Here is a 25,144-nt window from a genome sequence, read left to right on the forward strand (position 1 = left end):
GCATAGCCTCATCCTTGGGCCGCGGCCCGGGATTGCTCCAACGTGCGGATGATTTCCTCCAGACTCATATCCGCCAGTGAGGCCAATTGCAGATCGGCATGCTCGAACGAGAAAAGACGCGTCACCCGATTCGGCACGGCGACGCAAGACAGACCGGCCGCCTTTGCCGCCATCGTCCCGACAAGGGAATCCTCGAACGCGATCGTCTCCTCCGGCTTCACCCCGAGCTTCTCCACCGCTTTCCGGTATATCTCCGGATCCGGCTTCACCTTGGCGGCATCGTCCCGCGTCTGCAGCACATCGAAATAGTCCAGGAGCCCGCAGCGCTTGATATGCTCTACGGCCCAGGCGGCCGAAGCGCTGGAGGCGAGGGCCACGCGCAGGCCGGTGCGGCGGGCATCCTCCAGGAGCTGCTTCACGCCCGGCATTACGTCCAATTCCGCGATTAAGGCGGTGTACATTTCCCGGTGGCGGCGGTGCAGCCCCTCCCGATCGACAGGCTTGCCGAGCTGCTCATCCAAGTAATCGCAGGCCAGCTGCCATGTCTGAATGCCGCCGACCCACTCCTTCCATACCTCCAGCGGCATGTCCAGATCGAAGCTCCGAACGAGCTCGCAGAAGGAATCGTAGCTGGCCGTCTCCGTATCCACAATAAGTCCGTCAAAATCCAACGCAATCGCCTTGATCGCCACATTCCCGCCTCCTTCTCAATCCACTTCGTTGTTTTCCCTTATCAAGAACATACTTCCCTGCCTCGCCGCTTATTTCCTTCCGCGGCTATATGCAAAGCTTCATAAAAACATCCGCCTGTCTGGACCGGCGGGTTCACGAGAATCTGCAAATACCCTGGTGCAGCTGACGATTATCAGGCCGCAAGGTAGTCCCGCTTGGGCTCCGGCTTCCACAGCGATCCGGCCATCCCGGCAAAAATAAGCACGATGCCGGCAACCTGCAGCGGAGTCGGGCGAAATCCGGTAAAGACCGTATCAAGCAAAATGGCGACCGCCGGATCGACAAAGATGAGTGCGGAGATAATCCGTGCCGACAAATTGCGGAGGCTGTCAAAAAACAAATAGTAGACAAAACCGGTATGGATCAGCCCGGTCGCCGCAATATATGCCCAATTAGATGGCGTCAGACTGTGGAACGCGCCGAAGTCCACAAAGGGCAGCAGCAGAAAAACGCCCAACAGCGTCTGCAGCACCGTCATCAGGTAGGCGCTCATAACGTGGATGCCTTTGCCCAGCAGCGTCGTCCCGGCGTAGAACAGCGCGGCCAGCAGCGCCCACCCCGCGCCCGTAGACCACACCTCATCCCACGACAAGCCCTGATCGAGGCCGATGACGAACAGCGTTCCGACGAAGCAGACGAGGATGGAGAGCGCCGCCAGCGGCGTCATTTTCTCACGGAACAGGAAGCTCCCCAAGATGAGGACGAAGACAGGCGCGAGATGATAGATTGAAATCGAGATGGTGACCGACATCGTCTCGAAGGATCGGAACAGAAAGACCCAGTTCAAGACGAGGAACACGCCGCACGCCAGAACCTGAATCACTTCTCTTCCGATGTACCGCTCCCGCTTGGCCTGCCCGGTCAGCACCCAGCACAGGCTGAGGAACAAGGTCGCGCAGATGCAGCGGACGAACACCAATTCCAGCGCGGGCAAGCCCGTCTGCTGCGAGAAAAAGCCGACGGAACCGAAGATAGCCATCGACAGCGTCAACTTCAATTTGGGGAATGAATTCATAAGTAATCTCAACTCCGGTAAAATGACTGATGCATTCCCCATCATACCTTTTCTCCGGCGAGACGGCAATTCTTGAGGCGTTATCGGGGCGGTTTTCCGCAATCGTCAGATTTCCGGCTTCACCTGCTTCACGAGCCGCTTCGGAGCCGCGCGCAAATAAGCCTCCTCGATTAACTCGCCCAGCTCAGCCCAATCCAAAGGCTCATCCGTCTTGACCGATACCCAGCCGTAATGGCCGATATAAGGCGTCTTCTCAAAGCCGCCTTGCTGGAGCAAAATGTCCTGCGTCTCCCGGTCCGACTTGAAGGACAGGCCGGGCACTTTGCCTTTTTCCCCCATAATGACGAAGGATTTGCCCTTCACCTTGAAGGTGTTGTGGCCGAATCCGTCAATGAGCTCTTCCACTTCCGGCAGCGTGCCGCAGATGCGGCGCACCCGCTCCAGCATCTCCCGCCCTTCCGGCGATGTCATGCCTTCTCTTGGTTCCATACCGTCATGCCCCTTCCACATTCCTGCAGTCGTTCAATGTTGTCCCGATTATAGCACAGCGGCGAGAAGATCCGAAAAGAGGACAGTTAAAGCTCAAATGCATTGACCAGATGGTCAACACAACTGTATAATAGCACTACATCAATTGACCATGTGGTCAAACCACAGAATTGGGAGGCATGTTGGAATGGACAAACGGGATGTGCTGCTTCAAGCGGCCTTGTCGGAGTTTTCCATGAAAGGCTATGAAGCCGCTTCGACGAATCGGATAATCCAATCTGCTGGCGTATCCAAGGGCATCTTGTTTCATTATTACGGGGATAAGCAGTCGCTATATATGGCCGTGGTCCGGTATTGCAACGATTTCGTCATGGAAGCGATGCAGCGCGAGATGGAACATATGTCAGACGATGTCTTCGAGGCGCTGGTTCAGCTCTCTGCCGCCAAGCGCAAGCTGTTCCTGGAGCATGCTCCGATATTCGGCGTGCTTCGCTCCGCCTTTGCCAGCCCTCCGAAGGCATTGCGCCAAGAACTGAAGCAGATGCAGCAGCAGATGGAGAATCAATACGTCCCGCTGCTGAAGGAGCGAGTGAATCACGCGCATTTCCGCGAAGGGATCGATCCCGATCAGGCCCTCCGATTTATCCTGCTCTCCCTGGAAGCGCTCGTTGCGCATCAGATGGCACAGAACGGCCCCCCTTCGATCGACGATGCCACGATAGAAGGGGGCGCGGATCTGACGCCTTTTCTTGATATGTTAAAGTACGGAGTCTACAGAAAAGGAGAAGACGGTTATGAAGATTAATCTTCTCACATTGGGCACACGGGGAGATGTACAGCCCTTCGTAGCTCTGGGGATGAAGCTTCGGAAAGCGGGACATGCTGTCACGGTAATAACAGCCGAGAACTTCAAGCCGTTCGTCGAGCGGCATGGGCTCTTCTGCAGCCCGATCCGGGCCCGCTTTCTGGATCTGGCCCAATCCGAGGAAGGCAAGCAAATGCTAGGCGGGAACCCGCTCGCGATCATGCGAAATATGAAGAAGCTCATGTATCCGATGATGGAGCAAATGCTTGCCGATCTATGGGCAGCCTCCCAGGAAGCCGAAGCGCTTATCTTCCATCCGAAGGCATTGGGCGGCGCCGATATCGCCGAGAAATTGGATATTCCGGTCTTCGCGGCTCATCCCGTGCCCTTGCTTATGCCGACCTCGCGCTTCGCGAATCCGGCCCTCCCGTTCGATACGGGCATGGGCTGGTTGAATCGGATGAGCTATTCCATGAATCGTCTGATCTCCGCTCCTTTCCTGAATCTGTTGAACCGGTGGAGACGGGAGACGCTCGGCTTGCCGGCTCGGAGGCTGTTCACCCCTGATCTGAGAATCAACGGACGAGATATTCCTGTCCTGTACGGATGCAGTCCTGCCGTTGTTCCCTATGACCCGCGTTGGGAGGATCGTGTCTGTATGGCCGGGTTCTGGTATTTGCCGGAGACAGATCCATGGCAGGCTCCGCAGCAATTAGCCGCTTTCCTGAGTCAAGGCCCTGCCCCGCTGGCAATCAGCTTCAGCAGCATGCCGTTGAAGCAGCCGGAACGCATTCTCGCGATGATGACGGCAGCGTTGCAGCGGTCAGGGCAAAGAGGCATTATCCTAACCGGGGGAAGCGGCATGCAGGCGGAGAAACCGTTGGATGACGTCAGCCTCTTCCTTATCGAATCGGCCCCTCATGACTGGCTGTTTCCGCGGACGACGGGTATCATTCACCATGGAGGAGCAGGTACGACCGCTTCTGCATTGCGGGCCGGCAAACCGATGCTCGTCTGCCCGTTCGTTGGCGATCAACCGTTCTGGGCGAGGCGAATGCGGCAATTGGGCGCAGCGGCGGCCCCTCTCCGCGAGAAGGAAATGACGGTCGACACGCTTACCGCCCGCTTGCAGGAGCTTGCCCGGAACGAGAGCCTGTCCCGGAACGCGCACACGCTTGCCCAATCGATACGGCAAGAGGACGGCCTGGAACACGCCCTGCAATTCATCCATCGCAAGCTTGAGCAGTTCAGACGGCGCTGACTCTCGTGCATGCGGCCAATAACCAAGCCCCTCGCTCGCCGTTCCGGCCAAGCAAGGGGCTGCAAGGAGTTCCACCGTTCGATGCTGCTGTCGTTACCTCTTTACGGACACCGGGTCCGAGTTGTTCCGCGTGCCGACCGCTTTAATAATGAACTCATAGGAGCGGCTCGAGTCGAGATTGTTCACGGAATGCGTATACTGGGTCTGTCCTGCGGCCGCCGGAATATAGGCGCTCCAGTTGGTGCCGGCCTGGCCGTTCTTCTCATAGATGCGGAAGCCTCTGACCGGCTCGGAGCTGGAAGAAGGCATCTTCCACGAGAGGTCGGCCCGCTTGCCGCTGAAGGTGAGCTTCGCCTGCTCGACCTTGTCCGGCTTGCCGTCCGTGCGCTTAATCGCGTACTCGTCATAGACGGCCGGCTTCGCCTTATCCGCCGTATAAGCCGTCAGCTTGAGAACATCATCCGCAATCGAGACATCGACGAACATTTTCTTGAACGGCTGCTCGTTAATGGCCGCAAAATAATCATTATAGCCCGGATACTTCGTGTAAAATTTCTCGCCGAGGGAATTCGGCATCAGATAAATGCTGCCCGGCGGGTTCAGCACGCGCCCCTGCTCATCCTTCGGCACGTTCTTCACCGGCGCGTCGTTCAGCATCGGGTACGAACGCATATACATGTGGTCGTGCGCCTCGAACACGATATCGATGCCCATCTCATCGAACACCGGAACGAGATATTTTTTATAAAATTGAATCCGGCCGTCCTCCCATTGACCTGCGTTGTCGCCTGCCGAATAAGGGCCTTTGTGAAGCGACACGAACTTCCACTTCTTATCCGTCTTGGCGACCTGAAGCCGCATCCAATCCAGTTGGGCCCAGAACTCGTCATCCGCCCAATCGACATCCTTGCCGTTGGACTTCAGCTCGCCCTCGAACTGCGAATTGATGACGAGGAAGAGCGCATCGCCATATTCGAACGAGTAGATCGAGCCTTCATGCGCCCCGTTCACCCCGGCGCTGAGCGGGAGGTTGAAATGATTGTAAAAATTCCGGTTCGGCGTCGTCTCGTCGCCGTCATAATCCTGCACTTCATGCCCTCCGAGCACCGGAACAAAAGGAACCTGAGCCAATTCTTCCTGAGCGACGCCCAGCATCCACTGCCACTGCTCCTCCAAATCGCCGTTGTCGACCAGGTCGCCGACGCTGATCAGGAACTTCGGATCGCCGATCTGGTCAATCGCCTTGCGGAACGTGTCCTGCCACTTCTCGAAGGCGGACAGCTTCGAAGCTTGGGAATCCGACCCGACGATGAAATGGTACGGCTGATTGCCCGCGGCATCGGTCGTGAAGCTTCCAATCCGGCTCCACCCGGCGTCATCTCCGTTGCCGACCCGGTACTTGTAAGCGGTGCCCGGCTTCAAGTTGCCGGCGGAAGCCCGGTGGCTGATGAAGGTCGTATACTTTTTCTTCTCGCGATCCTTGGCGCTCATGAACGTCTTGATCGCTTCCGCGCTGCCGTTGAAGACCAACGCCTCTCGCTCCGGGAATTCGCTTCCCTGCATCTTGGACGCTTCCACGACCTGCAGCACCGTGCCCGTCATCTGATCCGTATACCAGGCGAGCGCAATGCCCGTCTTCGGATCGCCGTTGAACGTCATACTGACGAGCCGCGGCGTATACGGGGAATCCTTCACCGTGAAGCTCCAGACGACATCCCGCACGAGCGGCCCGTTATCTGTCCCCTTCACCAATTCCTTCGGCACCGTGACCGTGTATGTCTTGCCCGGCGACAGCGCCGGATGCTGAATCGTCAGCATATCGTTGCTCGCCGAGACGGAAATATTGGCGACCGCCTGCTTGTCGCTGTCCACGATGCTGGCGTTGTATCCTGAATTCACCGTAATCGCCTTGTTGAATTTCACCTGTACAGAGACATTGCCGGCCGCATCGCCGGTGCCGTTCATCGGATAGCGGAATTTATCGATGGTGGGAACGACCAGCTCCGAACCATCAATGCGCTCGCCCGCGATGCGCACGTCTTTGATGCGGCTGGAGCCGGCGCTGCCGACGCCGCCCGACTCGCCGGATGTTCTTGCATCCGAATTGACAACCCACCGAATATAGAGCAGCGGCTGGTTGTTGGCCTCCTTCGGAAGCGGCTTGCTGACCAGCTTGCATGCGTTGTTTTTACAGTTAAAATTATGGGTCTCCATTTTAAGAACGCCGCCCTGGATGTCTGTCCATGTCCGGTTATCGAGACTGAATTGCGCCTTGAAATCCCGCGGCCCCGTACCTGAAGAGGTCTGGGCCGATGAGACCGTAATATTTTTGAAGCCGGCGGTCGGCACCGTCGCGAGCCAATATTTCGTCCCTACCCCGCGATCCCAGCCTTGGTACGTAATCGCGTTATCGCCGTAGTATTCATAAGTCCCGCCCACATTCTCGAACAACGCGGCATTCTTGTAAGCGCCGGAGGCCGCGGGAAAAATACCGTTGTCTCCCGCATCCTTGAATACCCATTGCGCAATCGCTTCCTGCTGCGCAAGCAGCTGTTGCTGATCCCCTTCCGCCGCAGCGGGTCCCGGGACATGGATGACAGCCAGCATGAATGCCATCAGCAGGCATAGCATGCGATTTCCTGTTCGTCTCAATTCCTTCACCTCTCTCGCTCATGTGCACAACTTCTGACTTCGCTCGATGTTAAGGATGACACAGCAGTTCTGCTACAGGAAATAATCCGCAGCTCCCTCCCCTCCAATGTTCCGATTCGTCGCTTTTAGCCTACACCATAATATTCATTGATTTCCAGAACCTATCTTATCTTTTTTGAAAAATTTCAACATATCTTCTTGTCATTTTCGACGTACGCAGCCATATCAAGGGGCTGCTCCCTGCTTTATTACATAATGACGGGAGACAAGACGGGATAACAATGAAGGCGGGAAGCGCGGAAGACGGCGGGGGTAATGCCGCGGAAAACGATGAGGCAGCGCAATCCTGCGTAAACCAGGCTGTTGAGAAACCACTGTTTTTTACGAAGGGGTGGAGATGGTCCATTTTCCTCATCCAGACATTGGCTCTCAGCGCGTCTTAAATCGTTTTTTACCGGGAGAAGAGATCCATCGCAGGTAAAGAGTCCCATAAACTGCTCAATGCCCTGATTTTACGGGAACCAAGCGACCGCGTCGGATGCTGGGGGCATCATCGCCTTCAGGAAGCATTATCAGCCTACTGGAAGCATTATCGGCCTGCTGGAAGCACTATCGGCCTGCTGGAAGCATCGTTGCCTCCTGGGGCTTGGACGTGCGGAGGAAATTGCTGCTATTTTACAGGAATTTCGGCTTCATGAGTCCCCATCCCGGGGAATTGCTGCAAATCTACATCATTCTAGGCCCTTTTGCTTCAAACCGAAGCGAAACGGGGGAAAGTCCTGTCATTTTGCAGGATTCCCTTTCTGGAAAAGTCGTCCCTATCGAATTGCTGTATTTATGCAGGATTCGCTTACCGAATCGGCGTGTCTCAGGAAATGGCGCCGTTTTCAGGCCGGTGGAATTATCCATTTTCCTACTCATTACTTCTTTTCTCAACAACCTGGTAAACGCAGCAATTTTCGCGAGTTGAGTTGCGATTTGATGAGATTCCTGCAAAAGCGCATCATTTTCGCCGATTTTTGCTTTGAATCCATTGATAGTGCTCAGATTAATGTTGTTTTGCAGGAATTGGTCCAACGGAATAAACGCTATAAGGGAAACCTGCATTTTGGCAGTTTTTTCGGGAAGTCGAGCCGTGGAAGGAAGGCGGGGCCGAAGGCACCACCGAAGGCACCAGACAAGTAGAACGAACAAATTGAACCAACCGTCACATCAAAGAATTCGAATGAGGAATACTTGGACATCCGGCAAAACGGGCGGCTCTTTTACACAAGCTGGGGCCGGCTCACCGCGGCGAAGAACTGCATGCGAGACAGCCCCTCGCCTGGCTTATCTCTTAAGCCTGCTGCGCAGCGATTGCCGCAGCAGCCATTCGTACAACTCCTCATTGTTATACGTCTCGGTCCACGAATCATGGGCGGCCTCGGGGTACACGGTCAGCTTCACATTGCCGCCCGCTTCCCGCAGCGCTTCAACCATCGCTTCCGATTGGCTCAGCGGGACGACCGTATCCTTCGCCCCGTGGAATACCCAGACCGGAACCTGCTTCAAGAGCGGGGCCTGCTGCGGATTAGTGCCCCCGCAGATCGGCACCAGCGCCGCGAACCGATCCGGGTAAGCTATTCCGAGGCTCCAGGTACCGAATCCGCCCATGCTTAATCCCGTCACATAGATCCGATCCGTATCCGCCCGGTAAGCGGCTGTCACCTCATCCAGCAGCGCGATCACCGCGTCCATCTCCAACTGCCAGTGCGAATGCTCCGGGCATTGCGGCGCGACGATGATGAACGGGAGATCCGCATGCTCCGCCAGCTTGGGAGGACCGTGAACCTTCACCTTGTCCAGATCGTCGCCCCGCTCGCCTGCCCCATGCAAGAAAAGAAGGACCGGCCATTTTGGGTCGGAAGAGGCATCATACTCCGACGGCAAATGGAGCAAGTATTGAATATGTACCGTTTTGCGAATCTGTGTATCCAGGGTATGCGCGGCCAGAGCCATCCTTCGTCACCTCATGTGTTCGAATTCCGCTGCAGCGGCATTGCTCCCTTCATTGTACCATGAATGCGTTCACAATGGCTGTAGAAGGTACGGCCCGCATTCTCGTTCCCGGCTATTTCGTCCCTTCGCTCTGGCCTGCGACGCTCCAGCGGTGCGCGTATTCCCGCAGCCGCGGATGCGTCTCCTCCGGCTCGGACGCCAACAAGAGCCGGAGCTTCCCGATCCATGCCGCGAAGGAGGAGAAGGATGCGAGCTGATTGGCTGTCTCCGGCGTGACATATAAGAAATAAGGAGAAGGATATTTCTCTGTCAGATGGCGAAGCGCGGCATCGATCGGCGTATACTTCTTGCGCTTCCCTTCCCAATCTTCGATGGTCACCTTCGCACCGCCTCCACCGCCACGCTCCCGGGCCCATTGCTCCAGCCGGTTCACCCGCTTATAATAGGCGGCCGCGCTTCCCTTCGCCATTCGCTTCAGCGTCTCCTCGTGAATCGGATACAGCACCAGCATCTTGAAGGCATACATCGCGGCATATTCCGCGGCCCGCTCGAGCTCTTCCTCCGTGGCCCGTTCAAAAGAATCGTAGTAAATGAGCGTTCCTTTCTCCTTCTCGACCGGCGGCTCATAGCCATACGGTACGGTTATGTTGCTGCGTCCCATGGCTGCTCCCTTCTAGGGCGGAGATTCATGATTCGTCCGCCTCTGCATAATGATCGCTGCAGAACAAGTTCACCGCCGCTATCTCATCGTCTTCCAGATCGAGCTCCAGATAACGGTCGGTCGTCCGTTCATAGATCTCGTGCTTCACGATATAGGACCGCTCCGCCTCGACGGCATAGATCACTCTGACGTATACGCCGTGTTCCGAATACAGTTCGTCGTCCTCGGGCACTTCGATATCGAGTCTGAATTCATAGCGCCGTCCGGCCAAAATGCGGAACGGATCCTTTACGGATTCTACGCTATAGTCTGTTATGGTCAACATTCATCTCATCCCTTCGCTGCATGGCCTGCCAGGCCGCTTCCTGCCGCGCTTCTGTTCCTGGCGGCATAACCCGGAGGCTCTCGAAAATTATTCTGCCGGTTCCACATGAGTCCGGGGAACCCAGCCCCATTCTTCTTCCCCTTCCCGGCGGCACCATACCCACTGGTTCAGTTCCCGGCGCACGTTCACGATATCGCCGGGATCGACATTCAATTCATGGGCCGAATACGCTTCCCGAATGATGCCTTCCTGATCCCGCTTCTCGATAATCTGCTCGGGCACCCAGCCCTCCAGCTTCCGGTCGAGCGTATAACAGTAGCGCCAGTCGGGCCAGCCTTCCGGGCCGTCATCCAATCTCCCCAGAATTACCCGCTGCCCGGCTGACAACCGGATCGGCTGCGGGTAATTGGAACGATGGGGCTTGAGCACTCGATAGGATCGGCTCATCCCGCTCCCCTCCTTCCTCCTCAGAACATACATTCTTATTCCTTATCATAGCAGAAATCTTCCCTTATTAAAAAATCCCGACGGACCACGCGGACCATCGGGAACAATGCTTTATTCCGAGAAACGGATCGGCTGCGCCGTCTCATATTTCGCTTGCGTGCCGTTCCCCAGCTGTCCATAATCATTATTCGTTCCGTATGCCCACACATCTGCCCGTTCGAGTTGACGGACACATTGCTGCCGGCCGCCGCGACGCAATCGGCCTTCTGATACAGATTGCCAGTCCGGAACGGATAAATAACCGAAGAAGAGCATCTCCTTATTTTTCGTCAGCAGGATGGCCCCGTTGGAGCCCGCCGTGACGGAAGCATAGGTTGGTTTATCCCAGTCTCCGTTCCGCCTTCCGGCCGCGATGGCCGCCATCTTCGGAAATCCCGGCAGCTGTGCCGCCGCATATTTCTTCTTCTGCACGATATTTTTCCATGACCAGACCGTACCGTCCTTCAGCACCGCATAGCTTCGCAAATTCCCCGCCGCGATCGCCTTCGCTTGGCCTATGTCCAGCTTCCAAATCAAATCCTCGGGCTCAACCTCCTTCGTGCAGCTCAGCAGCTTCGCCCTTTCCTCCGCAGACATCAGGCCATTCGCCAGCTCGAAGCTGCCTTCGCGCTTAATGTCCGTCCAGTAAGTATGATCGCCCCATTCGACGGACACGTACCGGGCTCCCTCCACCTCCCCCATGGACGTCCTGACAAAGCCCTTCTCGTCGAACTCGCGAAATGTCACCTGGTTCGCCTATCCATCGCGCTGGAGCTAGGCGCCGATGACGACATACTGTCCATCCGGCATGGGCTTGCCGGCATACTCCGGCGCCAATACTTTCACATACAGCGTCCGATCCGGGGCCAAGAAGGCATTGAGCGAGACCGAGCCTCCATCCGCCGCCTTTGCCGCTTCCGCATGCAGCGCTGCCGCCACCGTCCACAGCAGCGCGATTAGCAACCTCAGCGCTAGGGTCCCGCTTCTTTTTCTCTTGCATGCCATTCCGCTATCCCCCGGTATCTAGGTATATAGCCACAATTCTTTGTCGGGAAAATATAACTAACTTATGAGGCGTTAAGCCCCTTCCAAACACATCATTCAGCAGATGGGACTTCCCGAAGTCATCTTGCGATAATATTTCGAGGATGAGACAGGATGCGTTCCCCTTCCCGCTCGACAATCTGGATGAAGATATCGGCGATGCCGGGATCGAATTGCGTCCCTTTATGCTTGCGAATCTCCTCCAGGGCGCAGCGGATATCGGCCTCGGGCCGGTAGATCCGCCTTGACGTCATCGCGTCGAAGGAATCGGCCACGGCCATAATGCGCGCCGCCAGCGGAATCTCGCTCCCCCGCAATCCATGCGGATATCCGGTCCCGTCATAGCGTTCGTGATGGAACAGAATCATGTCGAGAACGCCGTTTTTTTGAAAGCAAGAAATATGCTTCACCATCTCATAGCCGATGACGGGATGCCGCTTAATGACCTCATACTCTTCCATCGTCAGCTTGGACGGCTTGTTCAGAATCGATTCGGGCACGCCTATTTTTCCGATATCGTGCAGGAGGCCGCCGATATAAATATGGCCGCACAGCTTGCGCTTCAGCCCCATCTCTGTCGCGATGCATACGGCATAATAAGCCACATTCTCCGAATGGAAGGCCGTATACGGATCTCTCGAATCCAGCGACTTGGCTAAGGTCAGCGTCAGGTTGAGCGTATTCTCTTTTTCGCGGATGTAATATTTAATGGCAAAAGATATCGATAAAATCGCTAATAAATGAATAAGAGCTTGGGATATAAACACATTGGCACGCGGGAACGGAAAAGGAGCCAACGCGTAATGGAGCCATGTAATCACTGCCGCCGCGAGAAGCTGCAGCAGCGGAATGCGCCAGAACCCGAATCCGGCAAGCACGATATCGACGAGATACCAGACGAACATATCCTGATCCGGGTAGAGGAATCCGTCAATCCATATCGTAAGCGATAAACAGAATACGTACAGTACAATAAACAGGATGGGCCGCTCCCACCACATTTTCAGTAATCTTCTTTGCGCAAAATGAACCATATTCCACCTTATCTCGGGATCCAAGGTTGAGCGGACACGTTCCCGCTCTCCTTCATTGCCTGGCCTTCTTCTCCGTTCGCACGCTGCGTTCCTGATCTCACACCAGGCGATTCCCGAATTGTACTACCTGCTTGTTGATGCCTTCATATACAAAAGCCGCTTGACTTCGCGGGCTTGCACGCGGCCTCCCGGGCCGGAAGCTCATCGAAGAATCGATAACCGCAGCCCATTGCTTCTCCTTCAGCGGCATGGTGATGACTTACCCGATATGCCGCCTCGCGAACTGCTCCTCCGATTCCACTTCGATTCCGTGCCTTCTCAAGAGCGCAGCGGTTACGCCGAGCCCTGCCTTCGCCTTGCCAGCGAATTCTCCATTATAAATCATCGAGCTTCCGCAAGAAGGACTGTATTCCTTGAGCACGACGAGCGTGGCCTTCATCGCTTGGGCCTGTCTCAGTGTCTCCCGGGCTCCTTCGACGTACATGGCGGTCACGTCTCTGCCTGTTCGCTCGATGACGCGGGCCTTCCCGTCCAGGACATCCTCCCCGTCTCCGCCGATAATCTCGGCCGGTTCCCGGGGAGTCGCGAAGCCTCCCAGCAGCTCCGGGCAGGCGGTAACGGCCTTCCCTTGCTCCAGCAGCCTCGCGATGCGATGATCGAGTCGGTGCGTTCCATCATATCTTACTTCCAATCCGGCCAGACAAGCACTGACGATAATCACGTTTCTTCCTCTTTTCTATTCGATTCGAATCTGCAGCTAGCAAGCGCCTATCTATTTTACCGCGACAACTTGCAGGAATAAACAAAAAACCGAGAAAAAAACAGGAGAAAATTCCTGAATTCCGCACGGTCAATCTCTTTTTCTAGTCATGGACGCAGACATGGGGACAAAAAAGAAGCCGAGGGGCCTCTGGCTCAACGCCTGAGACCGTCTCGACTTCCGCCGGCTATGGCTGCTTCGTCACCGTGACGCAAGCAGATGATGCAGAGCCTTCTTATATAAATAGGGGGGCATGCTCTCGTCGCCAATATAACTGAATATGGCCAGGCCATTTTCCAGAGCCAGAATCGTCCATGCAATGTCATCCGCCGATAACGCCGTTCCGCCCTTCTCCCTCGAGATCAGTTGCCCAATGGACCCTGAAATTTGCGCGACGGATTCCGTGAGCATGCGCGACCATTTGTGGCGCACCGCTTCTTCGCGCATCGCGTACAGCAAAAACTCGATATACAGCATATTCCAGGTCCGGTTTCGCTTCTTCACCGTTCCGAAGCAAGCATCCATCGCGTCAATGAACTGGGAGATGGAATGCTGCCGCTCGATGACTTGCCGAATATTATCAACTTGCAACAGCATCTGCTGCTCCAATATGGCGAGAAAAAGCTCTTCTTTCGACTTGAAATGAGCATACACGGCCCCTTTGCTAAAGCCCGCATGCTCTGCGATTTTATCTACAGAAGCGCCGTGGAAGCCGAACTGGGCAAAGATCTCGATCGCCGACTCGATAAGCAATTGCCGCGTTTCCTGTTTACGTTGTTCCTGGGTTAATCTCCGTCTGCCCATGGTTCTTCCTCCCTCACTTGACAATGATACCACACCCCATTAACATACCACATAGTATATATATTCTAATTCGTATATAAAATAAAATTCATCACAAGGGAGAGGTTCATTATGCGAAGGGCGCTTGACGTTCCACAGCAAGAGCGGACTCGGACGGCCATCTTGGCCCAGACGGTCAAGAGCGGAATTATCATATCCAACCTGATTCCGATGTTCGCCGGGTTGACGTTGGCCTTATATACCTATCATCTGAGCTTGGCGGAGAAGCTGCCGGAGATGATACTGGCCTTGATGGGATCGGTGTTCGTCATGGGCGCGGCCGGAGCCTTCAATAACCTGTATGACCGGGATATCGACTCCATCATGAAGAGAACCAAAAACAGGCCGACGGTGACCGGGGAAATCCAGCCGGCGTCCGTGCTCTGGCTTGGCATCGCCGCTTCTATTCTTGGTCTGGCGGCCTTATATTTGGCCACGCCGCTGGCCGCATTGCTCGGTTTTCTCGGTTTGTTCTTTTACACGGTTCCCTATACGATGTGGAGCAAAAGAAAGACGGTCTACAATACGGAGATAGGCAGCATTGCCGGAGCGATGCCCCCGCTTATCGGATGGGCCGCGATCTATCCGGACCTGGCCCATCCTGCGATTATCGGACTTTTTGTACACGCTGTCATCTGGCAGATGCCCCACTTCTATGCGATCGCGATCCGCAAGCATGAAGAGTACAGGGCGGCGAACATCCCGATGCTTCCCGTCGTCAAAGGCATCCACAGAACCTATATCCAGACGAATCTGTATTTGACGGCTCTCATTTTGGCAAGCTGTCTGTTCTGGCCGCTAAGCCTCGGCCTGATGCTGGTCGCTTTGCTGTCGAGTGTCTCTTGGCTGTTGCTCAGCCTGGTCGGGTATCGAAAAATGGACTCCGAGAGATGGGCCAGATCCATGTTTTTATTCTCGCTTTTTCATATGACTGTTTTGTTCTCCACCGTAATTATCTATTCTTTGATCGGCATATTGCTGTGAGCCCCGATGCATAGGAAAAACTCTGATGCCGCAGATCTTCATAGCCGGCGCGTGACCTTGTCAGCCGTGATTCTGATGGTATCCGCGCTGGCGCGGCAGCGCCATCTTCACCTGGCCGCGTCCCGCTTGAACCATTGGGCTGCGGCCGGCATGCGGCTGCCCTTGAAGCTCGTCTACACGCACGCATCGATAACCCTGCAGACGCAGCTTGGCAAGAACCTCCCGCAGACTCTTCAGCATTTGCCGCGGAGCATCCTCGTCCGCCCCGGCCGTGTCGCCGCTGTCATGCAGCAGCACGATGGAGCCGGGCTTGATGTTCCGCAGCAGCCTTCGCGTCAACCGCCCCGCATCCGTGCCGCGCATCCAATCCCACCCCATCACGGACCAGAGAACGATCCGGTACGTTTTGCGCAGCAAGAACCAGTCTCCTCCATTCATCATCCCCCATGGCGGCCGATAACAAACGGGGCGTTCTCCGACGAGGCGCTCGACAATATCGGCCGTTCGCTCCACATGCCGCTCCCTCACCTGCCAGGGCGACATCAACCAATTGGGCAGATGCGAATAGTTGTGTATCCCGAGCTGATGGCCTTCGAGATAGATGCGCCTCGTCAAATCCGGATACTGCTCCGCCTTGCTGCCCAGCACGAAAAAGGTGGCCTTCGCCCCATGCTCCTGGAGCAAATCAAGCAGTTGGGGAGTGTACCGCGGATCAGGCCCGTCATCAAAGGTAAGGGCGATCCGCGCCGCAGGCTTTCCTTTTCTTAAGACACCAATCCCGCATATTCTCGTTATGACAAATGGGAGCCCCATGTAAAAGACGATCAGCACCAGAATCAACAGCGCTCCGCCAAGCATCAGCTTTGGCATGGAATCACATCTTGGCGGTACCGCTCCAGTAAAGACCGCTTCGTCATCATCAATACCATCGGATTGAGCTTCCCGCTGTTCTGCTTCACTCTTCGCGTGCCGCTTGGATGCATTACCGCCAGCAAGAGGCGAAGATAGTGCGTCGTCGTCCAGCGGAGCCATTTGGACTTCATCGGGTGGAGCTCAAAGCCCAATCCATAAATTATGCCGCGATGGAGCAAGGTGATGCCCGTTAGCGCGGTGACCTTCCCAAGCTCGGGCGTGCCGTCGATGGCCCTGCTGATCTGATGGAGCGCCTCGCGCAGCTGCCGCGCCGTCATCAAGGCGGCCCGATTCGGCCCGTGAGAACGGGACAGCTCCAGCACCTGCCTGTTATCCAGATGGAGCTCCCCTACCCAATCGCCGGGATGCACCCATTGTCCGTCATTGCATTGCATGCTGCGCCCATGATAGCGTCTTACGACAAGCTTGCATATCCCATATTGGGATACGGATACGCTTCTTGCCTTCGTAATCAGATCAAACGCCCGCTCCCACATCATCCATAGACCTTGCACGCATGCTTTTGAAGTTGATGCCAACACACTCAATCCCGTCACCTGTTTCCTTCGTAAAATAAGTTCATTTCCCTAGGAGGCCGCCCCCAGCCATTACCGGCTTCAGGCACAGCCCCGTACCCGTTACTCATTTGACGTACCTCTTCCCGGTTACCCCTTTTCCTCGTAACCAGCAATCCGATTCCGCTGAAGCTTGATGCGCCATCTCTCCCCCCCTCCCTGGTTGGTTATCTTACACATCGATATGCTCGATGCGGCGTATCGACAAGTCCCTCGTTTCGTTACAACTTCATTATAGGAATCGATGTTTGCTTATTTCTTACTCGATTCTTACAAATTTCTTATGATGCGCCTTGAGAGGCGCGGCAAAAAAAATAAAAAAATGCGATCTATTTCACAGACATGCCGGCCGTCAAGCCGTAAACTAAAAATCAAGCAAGTACTTACTTGACTAATAGAAAGGAGAGCTCTTCTGTGAAACAGACGGTTAGAGAAAAAATGCTGTCGGCCGCCTTGGAAAATATGGCGGTGCATGGATTCAAGGGTACGACAACCAAATGTATCGCCCGGCAGGCAGCCATTAATGAAGCAACGATATTCAAGCATTTCAAAGGCAAAGATGATCTCATTCATGAAGCGCTGGAACAACAAATGACCAGGATCAAAACAAAAATCGACACCTTTTTCCACGCCGACCATGAAAACATTCGCGAACTTCTGCTGGCGAAGATTGATTTTATCCATGAGATATACGAAGAGCATAAAGCGTTCTTCTTGGTCACCATTAGAGAAATGGGCAGCAAAGAGCTGGAATTTATGTATCCTTCGATCTTCGAATATATCACGGAGGAACTTGAAAAAGAGATTGCCAAGATGGCGGACGACTCCATCACCGAGGATGAAATCAGCGGCATCGCGCTCATCGCGAACAGTGTGCTGCTCACCCTTATTCTTGAGAAAGTGAAGGCAGAATCTTTTGGCCACCCCGTTCGACTGGATATGAAAAAGGAAATGCTCGTTGAATTTTTGCTTCGCCTCTGGGGCGGATAGATTTCATAAAGAGAGGTGCATTGAATGAAATGGATGGAGAGAACACGGGAGGATATCTTTAAGACGCTTCGGACAAACAAAGAGAACGGACTAAGCAGCAAGCAGGCAGCGGAGATGCTGGCGCAAAAGGGCTACAATGAGTTCGAAGAAGAGAAGAAAGAGAACATCTGGGCGAAGCTCCTGCATCAATTGTCAGAGGTTACCACGTTAATCCTGATTGTCGCCGCCATCATTTCCACTTATCTGGCGGTAACGGAGGGGCATGACTATGCGGAGCCGATCGTCATCCTCGCCATCGTCATCCTGAATGCGGTGCTCGGCATCCGTCAGGAGGTTAGCGCCGAAAAGGCGCTGGATGCTCTCAAAAATATGAATGCTCCTCTGGCCAAGGTGGTGCGCGATGGCATGCTGCAGCCCATCAATGCGAAAGAGCTCGTACCCGGCGATATTATCGTGGTCGAAGCCGGAGATATGGTTCCGGCGGATGCCCGTATTATCGAGAGCTCCAACCTGCTAGTCGAGGAATCTGCCTTAACGGGCGAGAGTGTCCCATCGGAGAAAAACGCGAATGCAAAAGTGAAAGCATCCGCCCCGCTCGGTGACCGGGTGAATATGCTCTTCTCCGGCTGCCTGGTCACCAATGGCCGCGGCAGAGCCGTGGTCGTAGCCACCGGGATGGAGACCGAGATGGGCAAGATCGCTTCCCTTCTCAACAATACGAAAAAGAGCAAGACTCCGCTTCAAAATCGCCTCATGGAGCTCGGGAAGAAGCTAAGCGTCGTGGCTGTCGCATCTGGCGCGCTTGTCTTCTTCATTGGCCTCATGCATGGCGAGACAATGATGGAAATGCTGATGACCGCCGTATCCCTGGCCGTAGCGGCCGTGCCGGAGACGCTGCCTGTCATCGTCACCATCACCCTGGCCTTCGGCATTCAGAACATGGTGAAGAAAAACGCCATCATTCGCCGCATTCCGGCGGTGGAGGCGCTCGGCAGCGCATCGGTCATCTGCTCCGACAAGACGGGAACGCTGACACAAAATCAGATGACGATTCAGCGGATCTGGGCGGCCTCTCATGAGCCGAAGGAGGCCGGAGCTGTATTTAATGACGCCGAGAACGATCTTCTCGTCATGTTCAGCCTGGCAAGCAACGCATCCATCGAAGTACAGGATGGAGAAGAGACGGTGATCGGCGATCCGACCGAGTCCGCGATTATTCGCCTCATGCTGAATAAAGGGATGACCAAGGCAGAGCTTGAAGCGAAATATCCGCGTGTGCATGAGCTGCCCTTTGATTCTTCACGGAAGCTGATGACGGCGGTGCACCGCACCGCGGATGGTTATATCTCCATCACCAAGGGCGCGTTCGATCGGATTCCGCTGGATCCGAATGCGGCCTGCACGATGCAGCATCAAGCGCAGGCGAACCAGGTTCACGATCGATTCGCCGAGCAAGCCCTTCGCGTCCTTGCGCTGGGGTACAAGCACTATGATGAGCTCCCTGAGAGGCTGGACGCGGAAGAACTGGAGCAGGGTCTGCGCTTCGCCGGTCTCGTAGGCATGATTGATCCGCCGCGCCCGGAGAGCAAGGCTGCGGTGCAAGCCGCCAAGGATGCAGGAATTAAGACGGTCATGATCACGGGAGATCATATGGCCACGGCCTCGGCCATTGCCCGCGAGATTGGCATACTCGAAGACGGAGACCTCGCGATATCCGGCGAAGAGCTGGCGCGCATGTCCGACGAGGAGCTCGCGCGCAAGGTCAAAGATATTGCCGTATATGGCCGCGTGTCCCCGGAGGACAAGATTCGTATCGTCAAAGCTTGGCAGGCCAATGATGCTGTCGTCGCGATGACCGGCGACGGGGTGAATGACGCCCCTGCGTTGAAGGCTGCGGATGTCGGCACGGCTATGGGCATCACCGGAACAGATGTGGCGAAGAGCGCTTCGGACATGGTATTGACCGACGATAACTTCGCAACGATTGTCGATGCCGTGGGGGAAGGAAGACGCGTCTACGAAAATATACGCAAGACGATCTACTTCCTGCTCAGCTGCAACTTCTCTGAGATCATGATCATGATTATTGCGATTCTGCTCGGTTGGGGAGCGCCGGTCATCGCGATTCAATTGCTCTTAATCAACGTCGTCGCTGACGGGATTCCAGGCTTCTGCTTGAGCCGCGAGAAGATGGAGCCAGATGCGATGCGGCAGAAGCCAGTCGCGAAGAATGCCGGCATCTTCTCGAATGGCTTGGGCAAGAAGATTGCCTTTCAAGCAACGGTTTACACGATTCTGACGTTAATTGGCTTCTATGTAGGGAACTTTGTACAAATCTCTGATCAAATCGGGCCGTCCTACGAAGTGGGACAGACGATGGCCTTTGTCATCCTCGGCTGGTCCTCTGTCGTTCATATTTTCAATGTGCGCAGCAACACCTTGTCGATTTTCACGATCGGGTTCATGTCCAACCGGCCATTGTTCTGGTGCGCGATGCTCTCACTGGCGATTGTATTCGGGGTAGCCGCGATCCCGGCGCTGATGGACATCTTCCACCTCGTCCCGCTGAGCTTGGCCCACTGGGCTCTGGTTGCGGTGCTGTCCGTCATCCCGCTCGTCGTGGTCGAGCTGATCAAGCTACAGAAGCGTGCGCGGCGAAGAGCAGCGCAAGCCTAGATTGGAAATGCAGGGCGGCCCGGGGCCGCCCTGATTCGTTCCCTCTCCTCTAACGGAAAGAGCGAGAGCAAAATGCAAAAAACACAGAGACCCTCATCTCATATGAGGGTTGTCAGCGTTTTTTTAGCGAATTCGCGTACTCATTCATGGACGTGGCCTCCTCGTGTTTCAAGGATCTTCGCCACACATATCCATCTGCCTGTTAAGTCTTGATTTTCTTTTGAAACAAAAAAAGAGCGGACTATCTTTTCGATAACCTGCTCTTGTGCTTGATTATGGTTTCCGCGCCTTATCTTAATGACATTGACCCTCATCTCTGTGTTTTTCCGTTCTCTGCGTTTTCCCGCTTCCCTAGGCGTTATGTTTTCACCTTTTCCAGATAGAAATACACCAACCCCATAAAGACGCTTCCCCCGATGATATTGCCTAAGGTAACGGGGATTATATTATGCACCGAGGGAGATGCCGGGCCGCTGCTCCATGATCAAACAGCTTCGGCCCGTCCCCCTTGAGACTCATGGGGATAAAAAACGCCATGCAGACCAGCCAATTGCACAGGATGGAACGAAGCAGATACTGGAACTTGCCGGAGTCCCACGCCGCCTTCTTTTTTAATGCCAGGGCCTCAACCTGATCTAATGCATGCCGCTGTTCCATAACCTGCTCCCTTAACCTCATTCTTTCCCTGTAGCATGCCTCTAACTGATATATCCCATACGTGCATATCCATTCATGCAAGCCGGATCTAACCCGGGCTTCGCTCTGCGGGAATGCCGCCTGCCCAGCCGCATTTAATGTACTGTTATCGTCCCATGCCGCAGTCGGAGGGAACTCGGATGCTGCACGGCAGCTCCGAAAGCGGTACTTCTTCTCTAGGCTGACACATCGTCGCCTCGATCATGATCGGGATGACGAATTTGACAATAAGCTCAAGGCACCAATCGATCTGCACCTCGATAGATGAGCTGTCCGTTACTCTTGCGGCACAATGGATGTCGAACATCCGGGAAGCGATGTTGGATTCGTCCAGCGGATTCGGCAGACAGAGCGCCACCTTTTTGTTGTTCCGCGCGGTGAGCGGGAACGCGCATTGCTCCCCTGTTCCCGGTTCCGTTAATGTAAGGAGCACCTGGACAGTACAAGCGGTCAGAACGATGCCGGCCTGCGGACCGATATCCGGCAGCGGCAATCGCTTGACGATCGCGAGGCTGCATGCTTCCGTCGACGGAACAACGGAACAATTCACGAGAACATCGCGGCCGCTCGCCTTGACTGCCTCTATGAATGCCCTGCAGTCCTCCGGAATGGTCTCTTCCACGATAACCCCGGTACGGGTCACCACCCAATCGAACAGCTTGCTGGCCGCAATGCACTCCAACAGTCGAACCACGCGGGTCGTAAGCGCCGTTGTCACGGGAGCCGCATTATCCGCCTGTGCCGTGGCCGTGTTCGTGATGGTCCCTTCCATCAATGGAATCACCGTAATTATGATCGTCCGCTCCTGCTGCGCTTCCAGCGTTCCCAAGAAACAAGTGACGGTCTGCCCTAATGCGGAACACGTCCCGCCTTCGGACTCCACGCTGATGAACTGCACCATGGGAGGAAGAACATCCTGCACGATGACATTGTCCAGATCGATCTCGCCAAGATTAGCGACACTGATTGTATACTCCAGTCTATCGCCTACAATCGCCGGATCTCTGGATGCTTGCTTCGAGATGGCCAACGGCTGAATGACCGTGACATCCGCGGTCGTCACTTCGGGATTGATAATGTTATCGGCCGTAACAATCGCCGAATTCGTTAACGTGCCGACGGCAAGCACTCTGGCCTCCATCGTCACATTCGCGCAGCCGCCGGGAGGAAGCGAACCGAATCCCACGGTTACGGTTCCGTCTCCCTGCACGAACGAACCTTCCGAGACCTGGACGGACAGCAGCTCTACTCCTTCCGGCAAGGTGTCGGTGGCGACCACATTTACCGCCGTTGTCTCCCCCCTATTGCATACCGTAATATGGAATACGACTTCGTCGCCGAGATGGACAAGATCGGGCTCGGCAAGCTTCTCTATCGTAAGGGAAGCGGGAGCAAGCGGATTGACGGTCGTGTCGATCGAGGTCATGACGGCGGCGGTTTCATTGGAGGTGGCGGTAGCTGTGTTCGTGATTACACCGGCGGCGGTCGGGATAACCGATATGGTGATGATCTCGGATTGGCCGGGGGCAAGGTTGCCGATCGTCGCGGTCACCGTGCCGAGCACCTCCACGACCGTCCCCTGCGTCGTCTCGGCGGATACAAAGGTGACGCCCGCCGGCAGAACATCCTCTACCACCACTCCGGTCAGCACTTCCGCCGTTTCGTTCGACACGACCAGCGTGTAAATAAGCTCCTCATTCACCGTAGCCGGGTCCGGCCCTGCAGCTTTCGATATCACTAATTCCAGTATCGGCTCTTCGATGACGACCGTTTCCGTCGTGGCAGATTCAGGAGCCGTCTGGTCCGAAAACGTTGTGGCGGTGTTCAGGAGGAGTCCGGTCACCACAGGCCTTACGACGATGATGATCTGCACCGTATCTCCCGGAGCCAATGAACCGATGTCATTCGTGATCACGGTTCCGTCGAATACGATCGTTCCTTGATCCGATTCGGCGGATACGAATACGGTTCCCGGAGGAAGGGCATCGGTCATAACGACATTCGTGGCCGTGCTCCCCCCAATATTCGACACAAACACAATATATACGAGCTCCGAATTGACGGCGACGGTAGAAGGAAAAGCCAATTTCTCGATTTCCAGAACAGGAGGCGGCAGAGGCACAATCGTAGTGACTGCGGTTGAAGAGATGAGCCCCGTTTGGCTTGCTTGCGCCGAGGCCGTATTCGATATGAGTCCAACCGACGCAGCCAGCACGGTAATATTTACAGTGACGCTCTGTCCGACCGGAATCGTCCCGATATCGACGGTTACCGTACCGGCCGCGAACGATGCCGTCCCTTGAGTTGTTTGCACCGATTGGAAGATGACCCCGGCCGGCAGCGGATCGGTGAGCACCGTATTCTCAAGCGGGGAATCGCCGTCGTTGCTGACCACGATGGTATATACGATTTCCTCCCCTACGGTTACCGTGTCGGGGAATGCGGATTTTTCGAGCAATAAGGAAGGGGGAATGTTATCGATCTGAATGGCCAATAAGTTGATCGTGTATCCGTCCCCGTTCGTTCCGAATTGGAGCGCGGCCGATGTTTGGCCATTGACGAGTCTGGAAAGTATGCTGACGTTGGCGATATCCCATCCTTGCCGATTGCCGTCGCTTATGTTCGAGCCTGGCTGACCGGGTATCGGGTTGCGATCCCCGAATGTGGCAGTCATATTGATATTGCCGTTATCATCATAGATGAGAGATTGGAAAAAGTTGTTTGTAAAGCCATCCGGCTGCGGAATCGTCACCAGATTGTTCGGATCGGGGCCGAATCTTACAAAGTCGCCGGTAATCGATGCATCCCCTTCTTGCGCGCTAACGAGAAGCCGTCCGTTAATGGGACCGACTGACGGGGTTTGGAAGTTCCCGATCATTTCCGTGACCGGAGGAGATACGGCCTGGATGGGGACGTTCCCCAAATAGAGATTCATGCTGCGGAAAGGCAAAGCGGGATTCACATAGACAACGCCAAGCGTCCAACCGGCGAAGCTCGTCGTATTCGGGTCGGGGACGAGCGTGCCCACAATTCGGCCTGCACCGTAAGTGCCTGCACCGCCTCCGGCGACCAGGGCCGTAACGTTCGCGGATCGGATATAACCGAGATCCCCTTGAACATTCACGGCATAATTAAAAAAGGTCTCTGGGTTCACATTGAACATGCCCGCCGGCGTGTTGAAGCGTACGGGATCATCTAATCTTGCCGATAAATCTTCGCCGCCTGGCGCGTTAATAAGATACGTCCCGCCCCATACCAATTCGGCATACACCACCGTGCTGCCTGGAGGGAGAACTAACTCATTTGTGGAAAAGTTCATAGCGTACATATTCGTCGTTCCCCCGCCGGTAGCCGGACTGGAAGGAACCGAACCGCATACCGAGTCGGGGTTGTTGATGATAAAGGAGCCGATCGCGTCAGCCGTACCCGGTGTGCACGCTGGAGAAAATCGGGAGGCGCGGCTAATTCCGAGCGAGTTGCCCGTGAATGTAATCGCACCTCTCGTAATCGTACTGAAGCGTAAAATGAACGGCATTGGCCTACACATCCTTACAGGACTTAAATGATGTGCATTATCTTATTCTGGACATTTGCCGATGGTTCATTGTCACCTGCTGATCATCGGCTGGGCATGATGTCTCCTGTTGTCCCGGATATGTTCAGGCTACTCTACCGTTATGCGCAGGGATGCTTTTTTGCCGCCATAGGTAAAGGTAATGACGGCCTTGCCTTTGCTCGCTTTATAAGTCATATTGGAACCAGCTCATCGTACGGGTGAGACATAGGTCTCGATCAGGTTCGCCACAGTAAACAAGACGGCCATTAAGCCAAGCAGCGCCGCGATTGTACGCCATTCCTTCTTCCAATCAACCGGTTGCTTGGTGCGTACGTATCGAAGAACCCAGCTAAAGGGCTTCAAGCCTATGGTACAGGCCAATAGGATGGCCGGAAGCTCAAAGATGCCATGGGGAGCCAACGCCGCGATAATTGCTGCCGCAGAATAATGGGAGGCAGACAGCATAACGAGATAACCGAGCATAAACCCGTTGAAGAGAGTCAGCAGCACGGCAGGAACGGATAATAGAATCCCGCTGGCTGCAATGAGAAGACCTGCACCGATATTGTTCGCCGCAATCTGGTACCATTCGTAATCGAATCCGGTGATCAGATTGGCATTATCGACATGAATCTGCGATGCGGTTGAAA

At 55.0% G+C, this 25,144-nt stretch carries 23 protein-coding genes and 1 pseudogene; 5 read left to right on the forward strand and 19 right to left on the reverse strand.

Features of this window, described 5'->3' with window-relative positions; translation table 11 throughout:
* Positions 1-8 precede the first annotated feature (8 nt).
* From L6439_RS24245 to L6439_RS24255, 3 genes are all read right to left on the reverse strand, one after another.
* Positions 9-692, reverse strand: a complete 684-nt coding sequence (locus tag L6439_RS24245) for an HAD family hydrolase (protein ID WP_213471147.1) — start codon at positions 690-692, stop codon at positions 9-11.
* A gap of 173 nt (positions 693-865) precedes the next feature.
* Positions 866-1,747 (reverse strand): DMT family transporter, encoded by an 882-nt coding sequence (locus tag L6439_RS24250; RefSeq protein WP_168178173.1) that lies wholly within the window; start codon positions 1,745-1,747, stop codon positions 866-868.
* Between the two features lie 105 nt (positions 1,748-1,852).
* A complete protein-coding gene (locus L6439_RS24255; protein WP_213471146.1) occupies positions 1,853-2,236 on the reverse strand; it encodes an MmcQ/YjbR family DNA-binding protein in 384 nt (127 codons plus the stop codon).
* Between the two features lie 187 nt (positions 2,237-2,423).
* On the opposite strand from L6439_RS24255, the gene L6439_RS24260 reads away from it, so the two are divergent.
* The gene (locus tag L6439_RS24260; protein WP_213471145.1) at positions 2,424-3,041 is read left to right on the forward strand and encodes a TetR/AcrR family transcriptional regulator; all 618 of its coding nucleotides are present in this window, start codon (positions 2,424-2,426) and stop codon (positions 3,039-3,041) included.
* Complete coding sequence (locus tag L6439_RS24265) at positions 3,031-4,302, forward strand: glycosyltransferase (protein WP_213471144.1); 1,272 nt, start codon at positions 3,031-3,033, stop codon at positions 4,300-4,302. Before L6439_RS24260 ends, L6439_RS24265 begins: the two co-directional genes overlap by 11 nt.
* A 93-nt stretch (positions 4,303-4,395) precedes the next feature.
* Here L6439_RS24265 and L6439_RS24270 read toward each other — a convergent pair whose 3' ends face one another.
* The 11 genes from L6439_RS24270 to L6439_RS24320 form a co-directional block, all read right to left on the reverse strand.
* Positions 4,396-6,954, reverse strand: coding sequence for a fibronectin type III domain-containing protein (locus L6439_RS24270; protein ID WP_213471143.1), 2,559 nt, complete (start codon positions 6,952-6,954; stop codon positions 4,396-4,398).
* A 726-nt stretch (positions 6,955-7,680) separates the two neighbouring features.
* On the reverse strand, positions 7,681-8,031 hold the full coding sequence (locus L6439_RS24275; RefSeq protein WP_213471142.1) for a hypothetical protein: 351 nt from the start codon (positions 8,029-8,031) through the stop codon (positions 7,681-7,683).
* Between the two features lie 252 nt (positions 8,032-8,283).
* Entirely contained in the window at positions 8,284-8,952 is a 669-nt protein-coding gene (locus tag L6439_RS24280; protein WP_213471141.1) for a carboxylesterase family protein, read from the reverse strand.
* Positions 8,953-9,064: 112 nt separating this feature from the next.
* Positions 9,065-9,613 (reverse strand): hypothetical protein, encoded by a 549-nt coding sequence (locus tag L6439_RS24285; protein ID WP_213471140.1) that lies wholly within the window; start codon positions 9,611-9,613, stop codon positions 9,065-9,067.
* A 25-nt stretch (positions 9,614-9,638) separates the two neighbouring features.
* Positions 9,639-9,938, reverse strand: a complete 300-nt coding sequence (locus L6439_RS24290; protein ID WP_213471139.1) for a DUF6509 family protein — start codon at positions 9,936-9,938, stop codon at positions 9,639-9,641.
* 87 nt (positions 9,939-10,025) lie between these two features.
* Complete coding sequence (locus L6439_RS24295; protein WP_168178646.1) at positions 10,026-10,385, reverse strand: SH3 domain-containing protein; 360 nt, start codon at positions 10,383-10,385, stop codon at positions 10,026-10,028.
* A 111-nt stretch (positions 10,386-10,496) separates the two neighbouring features.
* Positions 10,497-11,171, reverse strand: coding sequence for an RCC1 domain-containing protein (locus tag L6439_RS24300; protein ID WP_213471138.1), 675 nt, complete (start codon positions 11,169-11,171; stop codon positions 10,497-10,499).
* Positions 11,172-11,198: 27 nt separating this feature from the next.
* Complete coding sequence (locus tag L6439_RS24305) at positions 11,199-11,429, reverse strand: hypothetical protein (protein WP_213471137.1); 231 nt, start codon at positions 11,427-11,429, stop codon at positions 11,199-11,201.
* Positions 11,430-11,548: 119 nt separating this feature from the next.
* Entirely contained in the window at positions 11,549-12,469 is a 921-nt protein-coding gene (locus L6439_RS24310; protein ID WP_168178649.1) for an HD-GYP domain-containing protein, read from the reverse strand.
* Positions 12,470-12,761: 292 nt separating this feature from the next.
* Entirely contained in the window at positions 12,762-13,223 is a 462-nt protein-coding gene (locus tag L6439_RS24315) for a 2-thiouracil desulfurase family protein (protein WP_213471136.1), read from the reverse strand.
* 240 nt (positions 13,224-13,463) lie between these two features.
* The gene (locus tag L6439_RS24320) at positions 13,464-14,066 is read right to left on the reverse strand and encodes a TetR/AcrR family transcriptional regulator (protein WP_213471135.1); all 603 of its coding nucleotides are present in this window, start codon (positions 14,064-14,066) and stop codon (positions 13,464-13,466) included.
* Between the two features lie 111 nt (positions 14,067-14,177).
* On the opposite strand from L6439_RS24320, the gene cyoE reads away from it, so the two are divergent.
* Positions 14,178-15,089, forward strand: coding sequence for a heme o synthase (gene cyoE, locus L6439_RS24325; protein WP_168178652.1), 912 nt, complete (start codon positions 14,178-14,180; stop codon positions 15,087-15,089).
* 60 nt (positions 15,090-15,149) lie between these two features.
* Here cyoE and L6439_RS24330 read toward each other — a convergent pair whose 3' ends face one another.
* Both L6439_RS24330 and L6439_RS24335 read right to left on the reverse strand, forming a co-directional pair.
* Positions 15,150-15,959: a polysaccharide deacetylase family protein gene (locus L6439_RS24330; protein WP_213471134.1), complete on the reverse strand. Its 810-nt coding sequence runs from the start codon at positions 15,957-15,959 to the stop codon at positions 15,150-15,152.
* On the reverse strand, positions 15,947-16,543 hold the full coding sequence (locus tag L6439_RS24335; protein ID WP_237096956.1) for a YkoP family protein: 597 nt from the start codon (positions 16,541-16,543) through the stop codon (positions 15,947-15,949). The genes L6439_RS24330 and L6439_RS24335 overlap by 13 nt, the downstream gene beginning before the upstream one ends.
* Positions 16,544-16,990: 447 nt before the next feature.
* Between L6439_RS24335 and L6439_RS24340 the strand changes: the two genes are divergently transcribed.
* Both L6439_RS24340 and L6439_RS24345 read left to right on the forward strand, forming a co-directional pair.
* Positions 16,991-17,566, forward strand: a complete 576-nt coding sequence (locus L6439_RS24340; RefSeq protein ID WP_168178653.1) for a TetR/AcrR family transcriptional regulator — start codon at positions 16,991-16,993, stop codon at positions 17,564-17,566.
* 24 nt (positions 17,567-17,590) lie between these two features.
* Positions 17,591-20,242, forward strand: a complete 2,652-nt coding sequence (locus L6439_RS24345) for a cation-translocating P-type ATPase (protein WP_213471133.1) — start codon at positions 17,591-17,593, stop codon at positions 20,240-20,242.
* A gap of 358 nt (positions 20,243-20,600) precedes the next feature.
* Here L6439_RS24345 and L6439_RS24350 read toward each other — a convergent pair.
* The 3 genes and pseudogenes from L6439_RS24350 to L6439_RS24360 all read right to left on the reverse strand — a co-directional run.
* Positions 20,601-20,809: pseudogene (locus tag L6439_RS24350) on the reverse strand (formate/nitrite transporter family protein); the annotation flags it as partial.
* A 235-nt stretch (positions 20,810-21,044) separates the two neighbouring features.
* Positions 21,045-24,473 carry a DUF11 domain-containing protein gene (locus L6439_RS24355; protein ID WP_213471132.1) on the reverse strand — a complete coding sequence of 1,143 codons (3,429 nt, stop codon included), beginning with the start codon at positions 24,471-24,473 and terminating at the stop codon, positions 21,045-21,047.
* 228 nt (positions 24,474-24,701) lie between these two features.
* Positions 24,702-25,127 carry a stage II sporulation protein M gene (locus L6439_RS24360; protein ID WP_331253392.1) on the reverse strand — a complete coding sequence of 142 codons (426 nt, stop codon included), beginning with the start codon at positions 25,125-25,127 and terminating at the stop codon, positions 24,702-24,704.
* Between the last annotated feature and the right edge of the window lie 17 nt (positions 25,128-25,144).

Origin of the sequence: Paenibacillus dendritiformis (assembly GCF_021654795.1) — a bacterium.
Classification (GTDB): Bacteria; Bacillota; Bacilli; order Paenibacillales; family Paenibacillaceae; genus Paenibacillus_B.

What these genes read in the sequence shown, in the direction of transcription:
- L6439_RS24285 (WP_213471140.1), bottom strand. Translation starts at nt 9,613, where the DNA reads ATGGGACGCAGCAACATAACCGTACCGTATGGCTATGAGCCGCCGGTC.
- L6439_RS24250 (WP_168178173.1), bottom strand. Translation starts at nt 1,747, where the DNA reads ATGAATTCATTCCCCAAATTGAAGTTGACGCTGTCGATGGCTATCTTC.
- L6439_RS24355 (WP_213471132.1), bottom strand. Translation starts at nt 24,473, where the DNA reads ATGCCGTTCATTTTACGCTTCAGTACGATTACGAGAGGTGCGATTACA.
- L6439_RS24260 (WP_213471145.1), top strand. Translation starts at nt 2,424, where the DNA reads ATGGACAAACGGGATGTGCTGCTTCAAGCGGCCTTGTCGGAGTTTTCC.
- L6439_RS24295 (WP_168178646.1), bottom strand. Translation starts at nt 10,385, where the DNA reads ATGAGCCGATCCTATCGAGTGCTCAAGCCCCATCGTTCCAATTACCCG.
- L6439_RS24320 (WP_213471135.1), bottom strand. Translation starts at nt 14,066, where the DNA reads ATGGGCAGACGGAGATTAACCCAGGAACAACGTAAACAGGAAACGCGG.
- L6439_RS24345 (WP_213471133.1), top strand. Translation starts at nt 17,591, where the DNA reads ATGAAATGGATGGAGAGAACACGGGAGGATATCTTTAAGACGCTTCGG.
- L6439_RS24305 (WP_213471137.1), bottom strand. Translation starts at nt 11,429, where the DNA reads ATGGCATGCAAGAGAAAAAGAAGCGGGACCCTAGCGCTGAGGTTGCTA.
- L6439_RS24310 (WP_168178649.1), bottom strand. Translation starts at nt 12,469, where the DNA reads ATGTGGTGGGAGCGGCCCATCCTGTTTATTGTACTGTACGTATTCTGT.
- cyoE (WP_168178652.1), top strand. Translation starts at nt 14,178, where the DNA reads ATGCGAAGGGCGCTTGACGTTCCACAGCAAGAGCGGACTCGGACGGCC.
- L6439_RS24330 (WP_213471134.1), bottom strand. Translation starts at nt 15,959, where the DNA reads ATGCCAAAGCTGATGCTTGGCGGAGCGCTGTTGATTCTGGTGCTGATC.
- L6439_RS24290 (WP_213471139.1), bottom strand. Translation starts at nt 9,938, where the DNA reads ATGTTGACCATAACAGACTATAGCGTAGAATCCGTAAAGGATCCGTTC.
- L6439_RS24280 (WP_213471141.1), bottom strand. Translation starts at nt 8,952, where the DNA reads ATGGCTCTGGCCGCGCATACCCTGGATACACAGATTCGCAAAACGGTA.
- L6439_RS24255 (WP_213471146.1), bottom strand. Translation starts at nt 2,236, where the DNA reads ATGGAACCAAGAGAAGGCATGACATCGCCGGAAGGGCGGGAGATGCTG.
- L6439_RS24265 (WP_213471144.1), top strand. Translation starts at nt 3,031, where the DNA reads ATGAAGATTAATCTTCTCACATTGGGCACACGGGGAGATGTACAGCCC.